Source organism: Streptomyces sp. NPDC003042, from assembly GCF_053591315.1.
In genome coordinates this window covers 40,533-59,005 of sequence record NZ_JBSFTP010000013.1, presented here as the reverse complement: position 1 = coordinate 59,005, position 18,473 = coordinate 40,533, and the positions used below count along the sequence as shown (strand labels likewise).

Sequence of the window (18,473 nt, the reverse complement as noted above, 5' to 3'; positions counted from 1 at the left end):
CGCCGTCAGGGGTTCGCGTGCGGGTGGGTGCGCGCGATGAGCAGGGCGACGTCGTCGTGGGTGTCGGGGCGGCGCAGGGCCGAGAGCAGGAGGTCGCAGGTCTCCTCGATGGGGCGGTGCGGGCCCGCCAGGAGGTCGGTCAGGGTGAGCAGGCGCGTGTCGATGTCCTGGTCGCGGGTCTCGACGAGCCCGTCCGTGTAGAGGACCAGCTCGTCGCCGGGGGCGAGGAGGACATCGGTGGTGCCGAAGGGGACGTCGCCGACGCCCAGGGGCACCGCCGTCTTCAGCCGCAGGAGCTGCGGGTGGCGGCCGGTCCGCAGGTGCACGGGCGGCAGGTGGCCGGCGGTGGAGATCTGGCACAGGCGGGTGTGCGGGTCGTACACCGCGTAGACGCAGGTGGCCATGGCGTCGCCGAGGTCGGCGGTGGCGGCGTCGAGGTGGGTCAGGACGGTCGCCGGTTCGAGCCCGAGGCGGGCGAGGGCGCGGGCGGTGGCGCGCAGCTGGCCCATGGTGGCGGCGGCGTTGATGCCGCTGCCCATCACGTCTCCGACGACCAGGGCGGTCCGGTCGGCGGTGAGGGGGATGACGTCGAACCAGTCGCCGCCCGTTTCGTCCGCCGCGCCGGCCGGCTGGTAACGGTAGGCGATCTCCAGCCCGGGGGCCGAGCGGGGATGCTGCGGCAGGAGGTGCTGCTGGAGCGCGAGGGCGGTGTGGCGCTGGCGCTGGTACCACCGGGCGTTGTCGATGGACACGGCGGCGTGGGCGGCGAGTTCGGAGGCGAGCAGCACGTCGTCCTGGCTGAACGGCGCGGGATTGCGGGCGCGCTTGAGGTCGAGGGCGCCGAGCACCTGGCCGCGGGCGATGAGGGGAACCGCGAGGTAGGAGTGGACCCCGGCCTCGGAGAGCAGCCGCGCCGCCTGCTCGTCGCGGGCGATGCGCGGCAGGTCCTGCGGCAGCACGTGCGGCACGAGGACGGGGCGGCCCGTACGGGCGCAGCGGGCCACCAGGCGGGTGGGGCCGTAGAGGGCGACGTCCCCGACGGGGTCGGCGGCCTCCTCGGCCGGGGTGGGGTAGGCCGTCTTGACCGCCAGCGCGCGGAACCGTACGGCCCAGGTGTCCGCGCCGTCGCCGGGCCGGGCGCCCGTCAGGATGGTGTCGAGCACGTCGACGGCCGCGATGTCGGCTACTTCGGGGACCACCACATCGGCCAGTTCCCGGGCGGTGATGTCGAGGTCCAGCGTGGTGCCGATCCGCACCGAGGCGTCGGCGATCAGGGACAGGCGCCGCCGGGCATGGGCGGCCGATACGGCCGTACGGTGCTGCTCGGTCACGTCCACGACCGACACGGCGACACCGATCACGTGTGAGGCCTGGTCCTCGAGCCGGTAGATGGACACCAGCCAGGCGTGCTCACCGTCGGAGTCAGCCTCGATCCGGCCGGTGGTGAACTCGTCCAGCATCGGCACGCCGGTCTCCATGACCTGACGCATGCGCGCCTCGACGGCCTCCGCGTCCAGGAAGGGCAGGATCTCGGTGATCCGCTGCCCCAGGTGCCGGTCGGCCGCCACTCCGTTGATGCGCTCCAGGGCGGGGTTGACCAGGACGTAGCGCAGGTCGGTGTCGAGGACGGCCAGGCCGATGGGGGACTGGTCGACGAGGCGCAGGGACAGGGCCAGATCCCGCTCGACCCGGCGCAGAGTGGCCTTCTCGGAGGCGAGGCCCAGGGCGAACAGCCGGCCGTTGTCGGCTTCCAGCCGCATGTTGCGGAACTCCACGAGGACGATCCGGCCGTCCCGGTGCCGGATGGGGAACGCCCCCGCCCACGCGCCCTTGCCGGTCATCACCTGGGCGAACAGGCCCAGCACCACCTCGCGGTGCCGCTCCTCGACCATCAGCTGGGCGGCGTACTGCCCCAGTGCCTCGGCGGCCGTGTACCCGAGCAGCGCGGTGGCCTGGGGGCTCCACAGCCTGATCCTCCCCTCGTCGTCCAGGACGATAGCGGCCACGCCCAGGACGTCCAGCAGGCCGCCCGCCGCCGGAGCACCCAGCTCGGATCCGGCGGTCGGGACGGAGGGCTGCGCATCGGCCATCACCTGCCTCCTCACCCAGACCTCCTTCCATGCTGCGGCCCCACACCCGGGCCTGCGACCCGGTCGCCGCGCGCCAAGAGGGGAAGCGGGGCCCGGCGAGGGCCTTGGAGCGGGGTCAGCCCGGGTACAGGGCGCTCACGCCGAGGAGCTCGTCGAGGCTCTCCTTGATCCGTTCGGGCGTGACACCGCGATCCCCGGTCAGGTGGCTGATCAGGCTCGGGGTGAGCGGGGCCAGCAGCAGGTGGGCCAGGACGGCGGCGTCGGCCCGCGGCCGGATGGCGCCGACCAGGGTCGCCACGTGCGTGTGCATGGCGGTGTACGGGCCGCTGCCGTAGCGCGCGCTGGGGGACGCGGCCTCCCCGGCGAGCATCAGGTTCTGCTGCTCGATGATGCGGTCGGCCAGTGCGTGGAGGAAGGCGCGCAGCCGTTCGGCGGGCGGCGCGTCCGGGCCCAGCGGGGGCGGACCGCTGAGGAAGGCCTCCTGGAACCGGAGCTCGCGGTCGTCCAGGAGGGCGTAGATCAGCTGTGAGACGTCGCCGAACCGGCGGTAGACCGTGCCCACGCCGATGCCCGTGGCGTGTGCGACGGCATTCATGGTGAGCGCCCCGGGTCCCCTCTCGGCCACGATCGCGGTCGCGGCGTCGAGGATCCGCCGGCGATTGCGTGCGGCGTCGGCGCGCTCCACGACGGGCCGGCCCCCGGCGAGCGGCAGTTCGGTGCGGTGCGACTCTCCCACGGCGGCCCCCTGTCCTGTCCTGTCCCGGCCCTGCGAGCGTACCGGACCGCTTGTCAAACGGATGACTATCCGCTTCACTGTTACCCCATGAAGCGGATAGTCATCCGCTTACGTCTCCGGGAGGATCCCTCGTCATGACCACCGCCCCCAAGATCGCCGTCGTCTACTACTCGGCCACGGGAACCGTCCACCAGCTCGCGCAGGCCGTTGCCGAGGGCGCCGAGAAGGCGGGCGCCGAGGTCCGCCTGCGCCGCGCCCCGGAACTCGCACCCGACGAGGCCATCGACTCCAACCCGGCCTGGCGCGAGCACCTCGAGGCCACACGGGACGTCGAGACGGCCACCCTCGACGACCTCACCTGGGCGGACGCGTACGCTCTGGGCACCCCGACCCGTTTCGGCAACGTCTCGGCGCAGCTGAAGCAGTTCATCGACGGCACCGGCGGCCTCTGGGCGCAGGGCGTCTTCGCGGACAAGCCCGCCACGGCCTTCGTCAGCGCCGCCAACCTCCACGGCGGCAACGAATCCACCCTGCTGGCCCTCTACAACACGATGCACCACTGGGGCTCGCTCATCGTCTCGCCGGGGTTCACCGATCCCGTGGTCTACGCCGCGAACGGCAACCCGTACGGCACGGCGCACGCCTCGGCCACCGGCGCGCCCGGCGAGAACATCCTGGAAGCCGCGCGCTACCAGGGCTCGCGCCTGGCGGGCATCACCACCCGCCTCCTGGCCGGCACCCGTGGCTGACGGGCCACGGGTGCCGGCGGTGGGTCAGCGGAACAGCATCGAGGCGCCCCCGGCCTCCGTGGTGACCGAGCCCGGACACAGGAAGCTTCCCGAGGTCTTGGTCGCCGTGAAAGCGCGGTTGAGGTACTTGCGGGTCCCCGCGTCGCGGTCCCAGGTGATGTTCGTGGCCTTGTAGCGGCAGGAGACGAAGCTCTGCTGCCCGGTGATGTCGATGAGGTCGGTCCGGGCGGTGGAGCCGGCGTCGTCGAAGGTGAAGGCGGGGTTGTTGTTGAGGGAGGCGGTGATGCCGCCGCTGCACGACAGGTTGCCGCCGGGCTTGTTGATGGTGGTGCGGTCGACCGTGAGCGCGCTCGGGGGATTGGCGCTGGCGCTCGCGTTGGTCCAGGTGCAGGTGTTGCCCGCCACCACGATGACTCCGTCGACCTTCTGGTCGGCGGCGGGTCCGAGCGCGGTGGCGGTCGTCGCGCTGCCGATCGTGGCCGCGACGGCCAGCATCGCCAGGGCGAGTTTCGAGGTGTGCCTCATGTCGCTCCTCCTTGACACGTCCTTGTGGGGGTGGTGCGAGGGCGGTGCGGAGTGCGTCACGGAGAGTGCCACAGGGGGCTTGAGATGTCATGGCCACATCATGTATTGGCTCGAATGCGCCCTGCGCGCAGGCACGCCCGCCTGCCGGTCGGGTGAGGTCAGAGGACCTCGGTGTCCGTCGGCTCGGCCTCGTAGACGTGGGGGTCGTCGCCCTGCCACTCGATCAGCGCGGACTCGTCACCCAGGACCACCTCGTCGGGGTCCGGTACCTCGGCACGGCGCAGGAACTCGATCACATCAGGGTCGGAGTGTGCGACACCGAGGGCCTGGTCGTGGTCCTGGACGCGCAAGGTCACCCGGCGGCCACCCGAGGGCGAGATGCGGTGTACGACGATCGGCGCGTGCTCCATACGTCCACCCTGGCGCCGGTCCGCCGCGGTCGCATCCGCGCGGGCCCCGCCGTGGCAGGCTGGGACCATGTGCGGCCGTTACGTATCCACCCGCGGTCCCGAGGACCTCACCAGCCTGTTCCGCGTCACGCGGTGGAACTCCGACCTGGTGGTCCCGCCGAGCTGGAACGTCGCCCCGACCGACCCGGTCTGGGCGGTGCTGGAGCGCCCCGACCGGGAGAGCGGAGTGCTGGAGCGGCAGCTGCGCCCCATGAGGTGGGGCCTGGTGCCCTCCTGGTCGAAGAGCCCGTCAGGCGCGGCGAAGATGATCAACGCGAGGGTCGAGACGGTGCAGGAGAAACCGGCCTACCGCCGCGCGTTCGCCAAACGCCGCTGCCTGCTGCCCGCGGACGGCTTCTACGAGTGGCAGACCGTCCCGGCCGGCGCCGGCACGGCGAAGGCGTACAAGCAGCCGTACTTCATCCGCCCCGAGGACGGCGAGGTCATGGCGATGGCCGGCCTGTACGAGTTCTGGCGCGACCCCGAGGTTCCCGACGGGGACGACCCGGCCGCGTGGTGGACGACCTGCACCGTCATCACCACCGAGGCCACCGACGCGGCCGGCCGCATCCACCCCCGGATGCCCCTTGCCCTCGGCCCCGCCGACTACGACGCCTGGCTCGATCCCGCCCACGAGGACCCGCACGCGCTGCGGGCCCTCCTCGCGGCTCCCGCGGGCGGCCACCTGGAGGTCCGCCCGGTCACCACCGCGGTCAACAGCGTCCGCAACAACGGCCCGGAACTGTTGGACGCGGCACCCGCGAGCCCGACGGGCGGCGCTTAGCGGGTCATCGGCTGCCCGCGGCCCGTGACGGGTCCGGACCGGGACGGGGCTGGGCGAGGATCGCCTGGCTGGTGGTCGTGAAGAGCGCCGGGCCGGCTCCGCCGCCGCTGCCCGCCCCCAGCAGTCGGCGGGACTCCGCCGTCGGTGTGACCACGGCCAGCGAGGCTCCCAGCGCGGCGCACAGGTGGTACGTGCGCCGCACCACGCTGTGGACGGCGGCCGAGACGGCGCACCCGGCGAGCTCGACGATCACATAGTCGGCCTGGTGGGCGTGGATGAGTTCCTCGATCTTCAGCGCCATGGCGGCACGGTTGCCGACGTCGATCGAGGTGTTCAGGGAGATGACCAGAACGCCCTGGTCGGCGGCGTGAGTGAGCAACGGCGTTCCTCGATGGCATGCGGGCCGGTGGTGGAGACATCCCAGCGGATAAGCGCCCGCCCCTCCACACGCCACACCCGACCGGTACGGGGGTAGCGGTCGTACGCCGGTTGACGACCGGCGCGCTCGTCTCACGCATCGTTGAAGCCGCGCAGGTCAGCGTCCACGCCCCGGTAGAGGTGATCGACATCCGGGCGCAGATCGAGCATGTCCAGGAGCACGGCCAGCTCCGCGACGTCTTCGGCGTGGCGGGCGACGGTCCGCCGGGCGGCATGGCGATCACTCCCGGCCTCCGCCGTTTCCGGGCACTGTCGGGCAGGGTCCATGCGGATGATCCGACCACGGCCCGCGGGCCGACGCATCACGCGTGCCGCCGTTCGCGCTCCCGGGGGGCGGCCGGGCAGCTTCAGGCGGCCTGCTCGGAGCCGGACCGGGAGCCGGACCGGGAGCCGGACTTCGTACGGGATCCGCCGCGCGTGCGGCTGAGCGCGGCGACGAGCTCGTCGCGCGTCATCGTCGAGCGGCCGGCGATCCCCGACGCCGTCGCCCGCTCGTACAGCTCCGCCTTCGTCAGCCCCTCGAGTTCCTTCGCCGCAGGCGCGGTGCGGACACGCTTCTTCGGCGCGGCGGCCGACTTCCTGCCCTGCCGCACCCCGGGGGCGGCGGCCTTCTCCCGGGTGTCCTTGGGGCTCCTGGCCTGCTCGACGCTGGCGCGCAGCACGTCCATGAGGTCGACGACATCGGTGGACTTCGCCGGAAGCTCGGCCTTCTCCACGGTCTCGCCCGCCTGCTTGGCCCTGATCAGAGCGGCGACCTTGTCCCGGAACGTGTCGCGGAAATCCTCGGGACGCCAGGGCATGCTGAGCGCCTCGATCAGCTGCCCGGCCATCCGCAGCTCCTTCTCGGACGCCTTCGCCCTGCCCGGCAGGGACTCGATCTCCTCTCGCGGATCGCGGATCTCGTCGGCCCAGTGGAGCGTGTGGCAGGTGAGCAGGCCGTTCTCCGCCTTCATCGCGACGAGGTACTCGCGGTTGCGCATCACGAACGTGGCGATCCCGGCCTTCCCCGCCTTGTCGAGGGCCTGCACCAGGAGGCTGTAGACCTTCCCGTAAGCGGGGCCCTTCGGCGCCAGGTAGTACGTCTTGTCGAAGAAGATCGGATCGACCTCGTCCAGGTCCACGAAACCGGTGATGTCCAGCGACTGGGAACGGCCCGGCGCGATCTCCTCCAGCTCCTCCGGCTCGACCAGTACGTACTCCTCGCCCGTGTCGAAGCCCTTGACGATCTCGTCGAGAGGCACCTCTTCACCGGTGCGCTCGTTGACCCGCTTGTTGCGAATACGGTCCGCGGTACCGCGCTGCAACTGGTGGAAGTGGATCGTGTGGCTGTCGGTCGCCGTGTACAGGCCGACGGGCAGGCTGACCAGCCCGAAGCTCAGCACACCCGCCCACACCGGTCGCGCCATGATGACCACCGCCCCGCTTGTCTTTCCAGGCTAGGGGGACGGGGTGACCCGTGCCAGGCGATGCGGCGCAAGCACCGGTCACAGACGTACGGCCTGCCGGCCACCGTCGACCGGCAGTGGAGCGCGACCCGGGCGGTGACCGTCCATCGCTGCGCCGCGCCCGCGTGACCCGGCGCTCCGGATCACCGCGCCCCAGGGTTTAGCTCCCGCCACGGCGGTTAGGCGCCTGGCGGGCCGTGGTCCCGGGTCTTTCGGCACCAAGGCTGTTGAGCAGGGCGGAGGCGACATGCCCCACGACGACGCGTCCGGCGCCGCGCTCCTGCGGGCCGTCACCGCCGAACGCGACGACGCGCTGCGCGCCCTGGCCGACTGGGTCCGCGTCGCTTCCGTCTCGGCCGACCCGGCGCACCACGTGGACGTGATCCGCTCCGCCCGGTGGCTGGCCTCCGCCCTGCGACAGCACGGCTTTCCGCTCGTGGAGGTCTGGGAGACGGACGGCCTGCCGGCCGTGTACGGATGCCGGCCGTGTACGGATGCCGGCCCGCCCGCGACCCGAACGCCCCCACCCTGCTCGTCTACAGCCATCACGACGTGCACGCCGTCAAGGAACAGGAGTGGCGTGAGACCCACCCCTTCACTCCGGTCCTGCGCGAGGGCCGCCTGTACGGCAGGGGCGCCTCGGACGCCAAGGGCCAGGTGATGTGCCATCTGTGGGCCCTACGCGCCCACTTGGCCGCCACCGCGCGCGCCGCACCCGCCGTCACGGTCAAGCTGCTCGTCGAGGGCGAGGAGGAGACCGGCTCCCTCCACATGGCGGATCTGCTCGCCCTGCACCCGGGACAACTCGCCGCCGACGTGGTGATGGTGTCCGACACGATGCTCTGGTCGCTGAAGGACGCCGCCGTGTGCACCGCCGTCCGCGGCTCCGTCAACGCCCACCTCACCGTCCGCGGCGCCCACCGCGACATCCACAGCGGTGCCGTCTCCGGCGCCGCCTCGAACCCCGTCACCGAGCTGTGCCGGATCCTCGGCCGGCTCCACGACGGGCGGGGCCGGGTCACGCTGCCCGGGTTCTACGATCCCGTGCGTGAACTCACGCCCTGCGAACGGGCCGAGCTCGACGCGCTGCCTCCCTTCGACGCCGCCGCCTGGGCCGCCGACACGGGTACGTTCGCCACGCCCGGCGAGGAGGGCCGCTCCGTACGCGAACGCCTCTGGCACCGCCCGTCGGCAGAGGTCGGAAGCGTCATCGGAGGTGAGCCGCGCGAGCCCGTCCGAGGCGTCATACCGGCTGTCGCCTCGGCGGACCTCTTGCTGCGGCTGGTCCCCGACCAGCGCGCGGACGACGTGGCGGACCAGCTGCGGCAGTGGGTCGCCGACCAGGTGCGGGAGGGTTACGAGAGCGACCTCGAGGTCTCACCGACCATCTCCGACCCCTACACGACGCCGGCCGGCCACCCCGCCCTCGAGGCGCTGCGGCAGTCCATGAGCCGGGCGTTCGCGGCCCCGCCCCGGCGGATGGGAAACGGCGGCGCCGCCCCCGCCGCCCAGCTCTCCCGGGCCCTGGACGCCCCGGTGCTGTTCTTCGGCACCGGGCTGGTGAGCGACCGCTGGCACGGCCCCGACGAAAGGGTCGAGGTCCAGGCCCTCACCCAGGGCGCGCACACGCTGGCCCTCTTCCTCCAAGCCCTCTCGCACCTGCCGCGGTAGCCGGCTCGCGTCAGAGTTCCCCGTCCGGTGAGGACGCGAAGCCGATGCATTCGACGTCGATCTGATCGGCCAGTTCCGTCAGCACTCCGGCCAGATCCATGACCGTCTGCTCGTCGCCGCGCATCTCTCCGGCCTCCGTCGCGTGCAGCCAATCGGCGGCGAGGCCTCGCAGGAGGGCGGTGACATGCTCTGCGGGTATCAGCAGGACGCCGCCGTCCGCGGGGATCAGCGGTATGGATACCTGGATCATGAAACCGCCTCCCGGCAATGCGGTCGCGTCTGGGTCGGTGTCGGTTCGTTTCCTCACCCGGCGGCTACCCCGAGGTCCGGGAGGCAACCTAGTGGGCAGTCAGTGGGCGGTCCCGTTCGGGCTGAGGTGGTAGACGGCGAAGGCACGGTCGATCACGGGCATGGCGACATTGCGGACCCGGACCCCTCCCGCGGTCATCCCGTGTTCCGTGCCCAGGTGCGCGTGCCCGTGAACGGCGAGGTCCGCTCCCGCCTCGTCCATCGCCTCCGCGAGGAGGTAGCTCCCGAGGAACGGATAGATCTCCGGGGGCTCGCCCGCCAGGGTGTCGGGCACGGGCGAGAAGTGGGTGAGCGCGATGCACAGGCTGCTGCCCCCGTCGCGGACTTCGCGCAGCGCCCGGCCGAGGCCTTCGGCGCAGGAGCGGGTGTAGCGGACGAACGCCTTCATCTCCGGCTCGCCGAACTCGCTCGCGCTGCGTCCCGCGAAGCCTCCGCAGAACCCCTTGGTCCCCGCGACACCCACCTTCGCTCCGTCGACGTCGAGAACCACCCCGTCGCCCTCCAGAACGTGCACCCCCACCCCGGTCAGTTCCCGGGTGACGGCGTCCTCCTGGCCGCTCTGGTAGTCGTGGTTGCCGAGGACCGCGACCACCGGGACCGGCAGGCCCTCCAGTTCGCCGGCGACCACGCGCGCCTCCTCCTTGGTGCCGTGGCGGGTCAGGTCACCGGCCAGGAGCAGCAGGTCCGCGCACGTGCCGAGGGTGTCGAAGGCGGGCCGCAGCATCCCGGCGCTGTCCGGACCGAGATGGATGTCCCCGACGGCCGCTATGCGGATCACGACAGCTCCTCGGAATGGTCGGGCGGGGTGGAGTGGTTCACGATGAGGTCCTCGTGCCAGGGGACGCCCTCCAGCTCCTCCGCGGCGATCCGCAGGATGACGGCCCGGCACTCCTGGCTGGTGACGCTGCCCCAGATCACGGCCCGGGCGCCGCGCGGCTCGATGCGGATCCCGAGTTCGGCCACGTCCTCGCGCGCGAGCCGGTCGCGCAGGTGCGCGATGCGGTAGTCGATGATCTCGGAGGTGTTCATGGCGTGTCCTTCATGTCCCTCGGGTCCCGCGCGTCCCCCATGTCCCTCTGATCCGTCGAGTCGCGTCGGCGCCCGATGACGCCGAGCCGTTCCAGCAGGTAGAGGAAGGCGTCGGGCAGCGGCGCCGCCCGGTGCTCCCGTTCCAGCCGGTCCCAGTCGATCTGCTCCCGCAGCATCCGTGCCATCGGCAGCAGGTCGCCGAAGTCGCAGTAGTGCTCGCAGAGTGCGGCGAGCCGGCTGTCCATGAGGTCGGTGGGGGACAGGACCGGCATCCACACGGAGTCCACGGACCGGATGGTCGCCCGTTCCAGCAGCTCCGTGCTCACCGGCCTCCGGGCCAGTTCGAAGATCAAGTCGATCTCCTCACCGCCTGAACGCCCCTTGACCAGCCAGTCCTCCGGCGCTCGGCGCATCTCGATCCCGCCGCTCTCCAGGGCCTTGATCGCCGTGTCGGCGTCCTCGGGACGTACACAGAAATCGGTGTCGTGCTGGAACCGGGCGGGCAGGCCGTGGGCGAACGCGGCCACGCTGCCCGCCAGCGCGAACGGCTGCCCGGACTGCTTCAGCAGCACGGCCACGTGCTTGGTCGTCTCCAGGATCGCCTGGGTGTGGTCCTTGGGCAGCCCGGCCTCGGCGGGCGCGGGAGGGTTCAGGCCCTCCGGCGGGGAGGGGCCCTCCGCCATACCGACGGGATGAGCGTTCACGGGGTGCCTCGCTGGTTGACAAGGTGGTCTCACTGGGCCCCATGCACCTAACCCGTCCCGCTGCGCCGAAACCTCCCCGAGCCCGCGGTGCTCATTCCCCGATCGACGCGACCTGCTCCGCGAGCGGCACCGGACCCGGGGGAGTGCCGTCACCGAACGGGCTGCCGCCCAGCTGCTCGCGGTGGTGTGGAGTGAGCCAGCCGGACAGGTCGGGTCCGAGGGGCACGATCCGGGTCGGGTTGATGCCCTCGTGGACGTAGTAGTAGTGCCGCTTGATATGGCCGAAATCGACCGTGTCCCCGAACCCCGGGGTCTGGAACAGGTCCCTCGCGTACGCCCACAGCACCCGGTCCTCGGTGAGCTTCGCGCGGTTGCACTTGAAGTGCCCGTGGTAGACGGCGTCGAAGCGCACCAGCGTGGTGAACAGCCGGATGTCCGCCTCGGTGAGGTGGTCCCCGACCAGGTAGCGGCGGCCGGCCAGCCTCGACGAGACCTCGTCCAGCCGGCGGAACACGTCGCGGAAGGCCGCCTCGTACTCCCTCTGCCCGTCGGCGAACCCCGCCCGGTAGACGCCGTTGTTCACGTCCCGGTAGATGCCCTCCATCACCGCGTCGATCTCCTCGCGCAGCGGCTCCGGGTAGAGCTCGGGGGCGCCGGGGCGGTGCAGGGCGGTCCACTCCGTGGCCAGGTCCAGGGTGATGCGCTGGTAGTCGTTGGTCACGAGCGCGCCGCTCGGCACGTCGACGATCGCCGGCACGCTGATGTTGCCCTCGTACCCCTCGGCGCGGGCCTCGTACGCCTCGCCGAGATAGCGGATGCCCAGTACGGGGTCCCGGCCGCCGGGGTCGAGGGTGAACCGCCAGCTGCGGTCGTCCTGGATCGGATCGGCCACGGCCAGTGACAGGGAGTCCTCCAGACCCAGCAGCCTGCGCGAGACCACCGCCCGGCTCGCCCACGGGCAGGCCCGGCTGACCACCAGCCGGTAGCGGTCCGCCTCCACCGGCCAGCCGTCGCGGCCGTCGGCCGTGACGCGGTCCGTGAACTCGCTCGGAGCCCGCCGGAAGCGTGTCCTTCCGTACGACGCGTTGCCGGTGGGCCCCGCGTCCTCGCCGTCGCGGCTCATCGCCGGCCTCCTTCCGCGAGGTGCCCGCTCTCCCCCTCACCGCGCTGCTACCCGGCCCGGCCCGCGCGCAACAGCACACCTGCCACCGGGCACGGGGAAACGACGGAAGGGCCCGGATCCATGAGGATCCGGGCCCTTCCGGTCAGTAGCGGGGACAGGATTTGAACCTGCGACCTCTGGGTTATGAGCCCAGCGAGCTACCGAGCTGCTCCACCCCGCGTCGGTAAACCTCACTCTACGCCATGGCGGCGGCCTTCCCCGCCACACCCGCTACACCCGCCGGCCCCTCGGCCCGGTAGCGCCCCGGAGTGGTGCCGAACTCCCGGCTGAAGGCGTGCGACAGGGCGTACGGAGTGCCGTAGCCGACGCGGCGGGCGATGGCGGCCAGCGGGTCCGGGGTGTCGCGGAGCAGCCGGGCGGCCAGGGTCAGGCGCCACCAGGCGAGGTACGCCATGGGCGGGCGGCCGACCAGCGGGGTGAACCGGCGGGCGAGGGTGGGACGGGAGACGCCCGCCTCGGCGGCCAGGAGGTCGTTGGTCCAGGGGGCGGCGGGGTCCGAGTGCAGCGCCCGCAGCGCGGCGGCCGCGACCGGGTCGCCCAGTACGTTCGGCCAGGTCCCGGACGCGGTCGCGGTCGCGGCGTCGGCCAGCCAGGAGCGGATCATGTATACGAGCAGGAGGTCGAGCAGGCTGGGGACCGCCGTGCCGGCGCCGGGCCGCTGCTCGCCCAGCTCACGGCCCAGCAGGTCGATGGCGGCGCGCAGCTCGGGGTGGCTGCCCCTGCGGTTCGGCAGGTGGACCACCTGCGGCAGCTCCGCCATCAGCGGGTGGACGTGGCTGCGGTCGAGCCGGTACTTGCCGCACAGCACCTCCACCCCGGCCCCGGCCCCGGCCCCGGCCCCGGGCCCGGCCCCGCGCGGCGTCCTCCCGTCGCGCCATGACTCGAACGGCACCGCCCGTTCCACGGTCACCGGGTCGGCGGGGGCGTCGGCGATCACGTGCCCCGATCCGTGCGGCAGGAGCACCGCGTCACCGGGGCCCAGCGATACGGGGGAGCCGCCGTCGGGCAGCAGCCAGCAGCTGCCCTCCATGACGACGTGGAAGCCCGCGCCGTCGTACGGGGCCAGGCGCGTGCACCAGCTCCCGCTCACCCGCACCCGGTTGGAGGAGGGCCGGCCGATCCGCACGGCCGAGATCGCGTCACTCACGACATCCATGGGCGCAGGGTAGCCGGATCCGATCAAGGGTGAGCCGTACGCGTATCGCCATGAGCCGAGCGGACATTGAGCGGCTCACCGGGCCTTCCTAGGGTCGGGGTATGAACAGCCGGAGCAGCATGACAGCGGGAGCAGCATGAACAGCGGGAGCAGCCAGAGCATCCTCCTCGGGGACGTCGAGGTCATCAGGGTCGTCGAGTGGCAGGGGGCCTTCGGGCCGGCCCGCGGCATCGTCCCGCGGTCCGGGGCCGAGGTGTGGAAGGACAACGAGGACTGGCTGGCGCCGGAGCACTGGCAGCCGGACGAGGACCGGGCGGTCATGGCGTTGCAGACCTGGGTCCTGCGCAGCGGCGGGAAGACCGTCCTGGTCGACACCGGAGTGGGCAACGGGCGCGAGCGGCCCGGGTCGCCGCAGTTCCACCACTGGCAGGGCGACTTCCTGGGCGGCCTGGCCAGGGCCGGTGTCCGCCCCCAGGACGTCGACATCGTCGTCAACACCCACGTCCACGGCGACCACGTCGGCTGGAACACCGTCGACGCCGACGGGGAATGGGTGCCGACCTTCCCCCACGCCCAGTACCTCGTCCCGGCGGCCGACGACTTCCACTTCGGCCCGGACAACGCGTACGGGGGCGGCCTCCACGAGGACGACCGGCTGATCTACCAGGACAGCATCGCGCCCCTGCACCGGGCGGGGCAGGTGGTCCTGTGGGACGGCGTACACCGCCTCGACGAACACCTCGTCCTGGAGGCCGCCCCCGGCCACACGCCCGGCTCGTCCGTCCTGCGGCTCGACTCCGGCGGCGACCGGGCGGTCTTCGTCGGCGACCTCGTGCACAGCCCCGTCCAGATCCTCAGCCCCTCCTGCAACAGCTGCTTCTGCCTGGATCCGGACCGAGCGGCCTCCAGCCGGCGCCGGATCCTCGGGCGGGCCGCCGAGGAACGGGAATGGGTCGTTCCCGCGCACTTCGCCGGCGCGGGGGCCGTGGAAGTACGCCGGGACGGCGACGGATTCACCCTCGGACCGTGGGCCGCCTACGGCGCCGACACGGCGGCCCGCCGGGGAAAACCCCGTGCGGGGGGAGCGCCGCGCTCATAGACTCGCCCCACGCGCTGCCGCCAGGGCAACGCACGTCGTGACACCGAGTGTTGAGAAGGGGAGCCGGCCATGCGTCACCACCGCACCGTCGCCGTCGCTCCCCTGTCCCGGTACGACGTGATCCTCGTGTCTCGCAGGGTGCGGTGCCCGCTGCGCGGCCGGCACCGCATGCCCGTGACGCACCTCTAGGTCCGTCCCTCCCCCCTCTTCTGTCTCCCCCGATACGCGGCTCCCTCCTGCCCGCAGGACAGTCCCGTGCGCCCGGTGGGAGACCGGCGGGGCGGACGTCGGCCTGCCGTCCGGGAATCGCGCCGCCCTCTTCCGCGTCATTCGAAAGGCCCCGGGCCATGCGCGCCAACGACCGCCTCCGCACCACCACTTCCCTCGCCACCGTCCGCAACGTGGGCATCCTCGCCCACGTCGACGCGGGCAAGACCACCATCACCGAGCGCGTCCTCTTCGCGACCGGCGCCATCCACAAGCGCGGCGAGGTCCACGACGGAACGACCGTCACGGACTTCGACGCCCAGGAACGCGACCGCGGCATCACCATCTTCGCCGCGGCCGTCAGCTGCGCCTGGGGCGGACATCGCGTCAACCTGATCGACACCCCCGGCCACGTCGACTTCTCCGACGAGGTCGAGCGCTCCCTGCGGGTGCTGGACGGGGCGGTCGCGGTGTTCGACGCCGTCGCCGGGGTGGAACCGCAGAGCGAGTCGGTGTGGCGGCAGGCCGACCGGCACGGCGTGCCGAGGATCGCGTTCGTCAACAAGCTCGACCGGGCGGGCGCCGACCTCGACACGGCGGTCGCCTCGATCAGGAAACGGCTCGGCGCCGTCCCCCTGGTCGTCCAGCTGCCCATCGGAAGCGAGGACGGTTTCACGGGAGTCGTCGACCTGGTCGCCATGCGCGCGCTGCTCTGGCACGCCGGCTCCGACACGTATGAGACGGGGCCGGTGCCCGAGCCGCTGCGGGAGGAGGCGCAGCGGCGCCGCCACCTCCTGGAGGTGGCGGTGGCCGAACTCCATCCGGAGGCGCTGGAGGAGTTCTGCGCGGCTTCGGCGCTGACCGGGCGGACCCTGGTCCGCGCCCTGCGCGAGCTGACGCTGCGCGGGGAGGGTGTCGTGGTGCTGTGCGGCTCGGCGTACCGCAACCGCGGGATCGAGCCGCTGCTGGACGCGGTCCTGGCGTACCTGCCGTCGCCCGCCGACATGCCGCCGGTGCGCGGAACGGTCGGCGGCGTGGAACGCGAGCGCGCCCCCGACCCGGCGGAAGCGTTCGCGGCCCTCGCCTTCAAGGTGACCGCCACGGCGACCGGGCGGCTCACCTACCTGCGGGTCTACGCGGGCACGCTGCGCAAGGGCGCGTCCGTACTCGACGCCGGCACGGGCCGTACGGAACGGGTCGGCCGGATCCTGCGCGTGCAGGCGGACCGGCACGAGGAACGGGAGGAGGCCGTCGCCGGTGACATCGTCGCGGTGATCGGGCTCAAGGCCGCCCGGGCCGGCACGACCCTGTGCGCGCCGGGAGAGCCGATCGTCCTCGAACCGCCGTCGGTGGCCGAACCGGTCGTGTCGGTGGCCGTCGAGGCCCGCCGGGGCAGCGACACCGGCCGGCTCTCGTCGGCGCTGGCACGGCTCGCCGAGGAGGACCCCTCCCTGGTGGTGCGGTCCGACGCGGAAACCGGCCAGACCGTGCTGTCGGGAATGGGCGAACTGCATCTGGAGGTCGCGGTGGAGAAGATCCGCAGCGGCCACGGGGTGGAGGTCGTCGTCGGCCGGCCGCAGGTCTCCTACCGGGAGACCGTCGTACGCGGGGTCAGCGGCCTGGTCTACCGCCACGTCAAACAGGACGGTGGCGCGGGCCAGTTCGCGCACGTCGTCCTGGACGTCGAACCGATGGAGGAGGGAGGCTTCGCGTTCCGGTCGACGGTCGTCGGCGGCCGGGTGCCCCAGGAGTACGCGCGCGCCGTGGAGGCCGGCTGCCGCGACGCCCTCGCCGAGGGCCCGCTCGGCGGGTTCCCGGTGACCGGGCTGCGCGTCACGCTCACCGACGGGGCGACCCACTCCAAGGACTCCTCGGAGATGGCGTTCCGGGCGGCGGGCCGGTTCGCGCTGCGCGAAGCCCTGAGGGCGAGCACGGTGGAGCTGCTGGAGCCGGTCGTCGAGGTCACGGTGACCGTCCCGGAAGACGGCGTCGGGGCGGTCCTCGGCGACCTCGCGGCCCGCCGGGGCCGGGTCTCGGCCTCGACCGCCGAAGCCGGCACGGCGGTGATCACGGCGTCCGTGCCGCTGGCCGAACTGTTCGGCTACGCGTCCCGGCTGCGCGGCCGGACCCAGGGCCGGGGCACCTTCACCACCCGCCCGGCGGCGCTCGCACCGGTACCCCAGTCGGTCGCGGCGGCGGTGCTGACCCGATAGCCACCCGTGCCCCCACCCCGACCCGAGGGGGCGGGGCACCGGGCACGCCGGGCGTCCGCAGCCCATGGCCCACCAGCCGTTGAGCGGCGCCCTGCTACTCGTGCCGGTTCGACCGGCACGAGTAGAAGGAGCGGCGAGGTCGCGTTACGCGACGGCGGTCCCCTCGAGCTCGACCATCTGGCCGGGGATCGCCAGTCGCGTCACCCCGAGCATCGTGGTGGTCGGCGCCACCTCGGCGGCGCCCAACCGCGCCGCCAGCACGCCGTAGTGCTGGAAAAGCAGATCGACGTCGGTCGTGTAGACGTTGAGCCGGACGAGGTTCGCGAGAGACATGCCGGCCTCGCCGAGCACGGCCTCCACGTTGTCGATGCTCAGCGCCAACTGCGCCGCCATGTCACCGTCATGCTGGGGCTTTCCGTCGCCGCTCATCGCGGTCTGCCCCGAGATGTACAGGGTCCGTGTGTGCCCGGAGACGACCTCACCCTGGTTGAAGCCCATCTCCACCGACCACGTCACCGGGTTGACCGCCGTTCGTTCCACTGCCACAACAGCTCCATTCGATTCATCGGGAGTACGTACGTCCATCGGCCCGGCAGCCGCCGGCTTCGACGTCGCGTCAACGAGCCTCCCAACAAATCACGACACCCTCAGTCATGTATTCCGTTAAAGTTCTCGTATGCGCGCCGACCGGTTGGTCTCACTGGTGCTACTGCTGCGCCAGCGCGGTCGGCTGACAGCGGACACGCTGGCCCGCGAGCTCGAGGTGTCCACCCGCACCGTGCTGCGCGACATCGAGGCGCTGTCCGCGGCCGGCGTCCCGGTCTACGCCGAACGCGGCAGGCACGGCGGTTTCGTGCTGTCGCCCGGTTTCCGGACCGAGCTCACCGGACTGAACCACGACGAGGCCCTCGCCCTGCTGACCGCCGGATCGGGGCGCGGCGAGCAGGTGTTCGGCCTCGGCTCGGCGCTCGCTTCGGCCATGCGGAAGGTGGTCGACGCGCTGCCGGAAAGCCACCGGGCCTCCGCGAGCGACGCGGCCCGGCGCATTCTCGTCGACCCGGAGAGCGACCTGCTCTCACGCCGGCTGGTCACTGAGGACGTACCCGACACCACAATGATCGAGGTCAGGCGCGCGGTGCTCACCGGACACAAGCTGCGCATCCACTACGCGGCCACGGGCCAGACACCACAGTGGCGCACGGTGGACCCGATCGGCCTGGTCACCGTACGCGACCGGGGCTACTTGCTGGCCACGAGATCTGGCGCGGACCGCACCTACCGGCTGTCGCGGGTATTGGCCGCCGAGGAACTCCCCGAAGCGGCACAGCGACCCAACCGGGTCGATCTGGACCGGATCTGGCGGGAACGCTCCGCGCGGTTCCTCTCCGGCGGCGACCACATCACCGTGCTGGTACGGGTGAACCCGGCGCGGCGGGAGGAGCTCCTGGACACCGCGCTGGCCGTCCGCGCGGAAGAACCCGACACAGACGGCCGGCTGCGGCTGGAGGTGACCTTCCAAGATTCACGACACGCCGAATGGGCGCTGTGGCAGCTCAGCATGGACGCGGAAGCCCTATCCCCGCAGTCGTTGCGCACTTCCCTGCGCAACCGCGCCGCCGCGATCGCCACCCGCTACGGAGACTCATCCTGAGATTGAGAAGCCGACTCATTCGGGGGAGGCTCACA

Annotated in this window: 20 protein-coding genes and 1 tRNA gene; 6 read left to right on the top strand and 15 right to left on the bottom strand. The window is 72.2% G+C overall.

Annotation, left to right across the window (positions count from 1 at the left end):
* Window positions 1-5: 5 nt before the first annotated feature.
* Both ACWDYJ_RS10315 and ACWDYJ_RS10310 read right to left on the bottom strand, forming a co-directional pair.
* Window positions 6-2,090, bottom strand: a complete 2,085-nt coding sequence (locus ACWDYJ_RS10315; RefSeq protein ID WP_451565075.1) for a SpoIIE family protein phosphatase — start codon at window positions 2,088-2,090, stop codon at window positions 6-8.
* A gap of 115 nt (window positions 2,091-2,205) precedes the next feature.
* Window positions 2,206-2,826 (bottom strand): TetR/AcrR family transcriptional regulator, encoded by a 621-nt coding sequence (locus ACWDYJ_RS10310; protein WP_451565074.1) that lies wholly within the window; start codon window positions 2,824-2,826, stop codon window positions 2,206-2,208.
* A 134-nt stretch (window positions 2,827-2,960) separates the two neighbouring features.
* Here ACWDYJ_RS10310 and wrbA point away from each other — a divergent pair, with 134 nt between their 5' ends.
* Window positions 2,961-3,575, top strand: a complete 615-nt coding sequence (wrbA, locus tag ACWDYJ_RS10305) for an NAD(P)H:quinone oxidoreductase (RefSeq protein ID WP_451565073.1) — start codon at window positions 2,961-2,963, stop codon at window positions 3,573-3,575.
* A 24-nt stretch (window positions 3,576-3,599) separates the two neighbouring features.
* Here wrbA and ACWDYJ_RS10300 read toward each other — a convergent pair whose 3' ends face one another.
* The gene (locus ACWDYJ_RS10300) at window positions 3,600-4,100 is read right to left on the bottom strand and encodes a hypothetical protein (RefSeq protein ID WP_451565072.1); all 501 of its coding nucleotides are present in this window, start codon (window positions 4,098-4,100) and stop codon (window positions 3,600-3,602) included.
* Window positions 4,101-4,258: 158 nt separating this feature from the next.
* Window positions 4,259-4,510: a hypothetical protein gene (locus ACWDYJ_RS10295; RefSeq protein WP_451565071.1), complete on the bottom strand. Its 252-nt coding sequence runs from the start codon at window positions 4,508-4,510 to the stop codon at window positions 4,259-4,261.
* A 67-nt stretch (window positions 4,511-4,577) separates the two neighbouring features.
* Here ACWDYJ_RS10295 and ACWDYJ_RS10290 point away from each other — a divergent pair, with 67 nt between their 5' ends.
* Window positions 4,578-5,333, top strand: coding sequence for an SOS response-associated peptidase (locus ACWDYJ_RS10290; RefSeq protein ID WP_451565070.1), 756 nt, complete (start codon window positions 4,578-4,580; stop codon window positions 5,331-5,333).
* Window positions 5,334-5,337: 4 nt separating this feature from the next.
* Here the strand turns inward: ACWDYJ_RS10290 and ACWDYJ_RS10285 are convergent, their stop codons facing one another.
* The 3 genes from ACWDYJ_RS10285 to ku all read right to left on the bottom strand — a co-directional run bounded on the left by ACWDYJ_RS10285 (window position 5,338) and on the right by ku (window position 7,177).
* On the bottom strand, window positions 5,338-5,712 hold the full coding sequence (locus tag ACWDYJ_RS10285) for a hypothetical protein (protein WP_451565069.1): 375 nt from the start codon (window positions 5,710-5,712) through the stop codon (window positions 5,338-5,340).
* Between the two features lie 131 nt (window positions 5,713-5,843).
* A complete protein-coding gene (locus ACWDYJ_RS10280) occupies window positions 5,844-6,038 on the bottom strand; it encodes a hypothetical protein (RefSeq protein WP_451565068.1) in 195 nt (64 codons plus the stop codon).
* A gap of 80 nt (window positions 6,039-6,118) precedes the next feature.
* Complete coding sequence (gene ku, locus ACWDYJ_RS10275; RefSeq protein WP_451565067.1) at window positions 6,119-7,177, bottom strand: non-homologous end joining protein Ku; 1,059 nt, start codon at window positions 7,175-7,177, stop codon at window positions 6,119-6,121.
* 525 nt (window positions 7,178-7,702) lie between these two features.
* Between ku and ACWDYJ_RS10270 the strand changes: the two genes are divergently transcribed.
* Window positions 7,703-8,887 (top strand): M20/M25/M40 family metallo-hydrolase, encoded by a 1,185-nt coding sequence (locus tag ACWDYJ_RS10270; protein WP_451565066.1) that lies wholly within the window; start codon window positions 7,703-7,705, stop codon window positions 8,885-8,887.
* Between the two features lie 10 nt (window positions 8,888-8,897).
* Here the strand turns inward: ACWDYJ_RS10270 and ACWDYJ_RS10265 are convergent, their stop codons facing one another.
* The 7 genes from ACWDYJ_RS10265 to ACWDYJ_RS10235 all read right to left on the bottom strand — a co-directional run bounded on the left by ACWDYJ_RS10265 (window position 8,898) and on the right by ACWDYJ_RS10235 (window position 13,268).
* Complete coding sequence (locus ACWDYJ_RS10265; protein WP_451565065.1) at window positions 8,898-9,137, bottom strand: DUF6213 family protein; 240 nt, start codon at window positions 9,135-9,137, stop codon at window positions 8,898-8,900.
* 99 nt (window positions 9,138-9,236) lie between these two features.
* The gene (locus ACWDYJ_RS10260; protein WP_451565064.1) at window positions 9,237-9,974 is read right to left on the bottom strand and encodes a metallophosphoesterase family protein; all 738 of its coding nucleotides are present in this window, start codon (window positions 9,972-9,974) and stop codon (window positions 9,237-9,239) included.
* Window positions 9,971-10,225, bottom strand: coding sequence for a hypothetical protein (locus ACWDYJ_RS10255; protein WP_451565063.1), 255 nt, complete (start codon window positions 10,223-10,225; stop codon window positions 9,971-9,973). The genes ACWDYJ_RS10260 and ACWDYJ_RS10255 overlap by 4 nt, the downstream gene beginning before the upstream one ends.
* Entirely contained in the window at window positions 10,222-10,908 is a 687-nt protein-coding gene (locus ACWDYJ_RS10250; protein WP_451565126.1) for a nucleotidyltransferase family protein, read from the bottom strand. Before ACWDYJ_RS10250 ends, ACWDYJ_RS10255 begins: the two co-directional genes overlap by 4 nt.
* A gap of 112 nt (window positions 10,909-11,020) precedes the next feature.
* Window positions 11,021-12,052, bottom strand: coding sequence for a glutathione S-transferase family protein (locus ACWDYJ_RS10245; RefSeq protein WP_451565062.1), 1,032 nt, complete (start codon window positions 12,050-12,052; stop codon window positions 11,021-11,023).
* A gap of 146 nt (window positions 12,053-12,198) precedes the next feature.
* A tRNA-Met gene (locus ACWDYJ_RS10240) sits at window positions 12,199-12,272 on the bottom strand.
* A 15-nt stretch (window positions 12,273-12,287) separates the two neighbouring features.
* On the bottom strand, window positions 12,288-13,268 hold the full coding sequence (locus ACWDYJ_RS10235; protein ID WP_451565061.1) for an AraC family transcriptional regulator: 981 nt from the start codon (window positions 13,266-13,268) through the stop codon (window positions 12,288-12,290).
* A gap of 136 nt (window positions 13,269-13,404) precedes the next feature.
* Between ACWDYJ_RS10235 and ACWDYJ_RS10230 the strand changes: the two genes are divergently transcribed.
* Both ACWDYJ_RS10230 and fusA read left to right on the top strand, forming a co-directional pair.
* Entirely contained in the window at window positions 13,405-14,367 is a 963-nt protein-coding gene (locus ACWDYJ_RS10230) for an MBL fold metallo-hydrolase (RefSeq protein WP_451565060.1), read from the top strand.
* Window positions 14,368-14,714: 347 nt separating this feature from the next.
* Complete coding sequence (gene fusA, locus ACWDYJ_RS10225) at window positions 14,715-16,787, top strand: elongation factor G (RefSeq protein ID WP_451565059.1); 2,073 nt, start codon at window positions 14,715-14,717, stop codon at window positions 16,785-16,787.
* Window positions 16,788-16,931: 144 nt separating this feature from the next.
* Here fusA and ACWDYJ_RS10220 read toward each other — a convergent pair whose 3' ends face one another.
* Window positions 16,932-17,327: a RidA family protein gene (locus tag ACWDYJ_RS10220; RefSeq protein WP_451565125.1), complete on the bottom strand. Its 396-nt coding sequence runs from the start codon at window positions 17,325-17,327 to the stop codon at window positions 16,932-16,934.
* Between the two features lie 136 nt (window positions 17,328-17,463).
* On the opposite strand from ACWDYJ_RS10220, the gene ACWDYJ_RS10215 reads away from it, so the two are divergent.
* Window positions 17,464-18,438, top strand: coding sequence for a helix-turn-helix transcriptional regulator (locus ACWDYJ_RS10215; protein WP_451565058.1), 975 nt, complete (start codon window positions 17,464-17,466; stop codon window positions 18,436-18,438).
* Window positions 18,439-18,473: the final 35 nt, after the last annotated feature.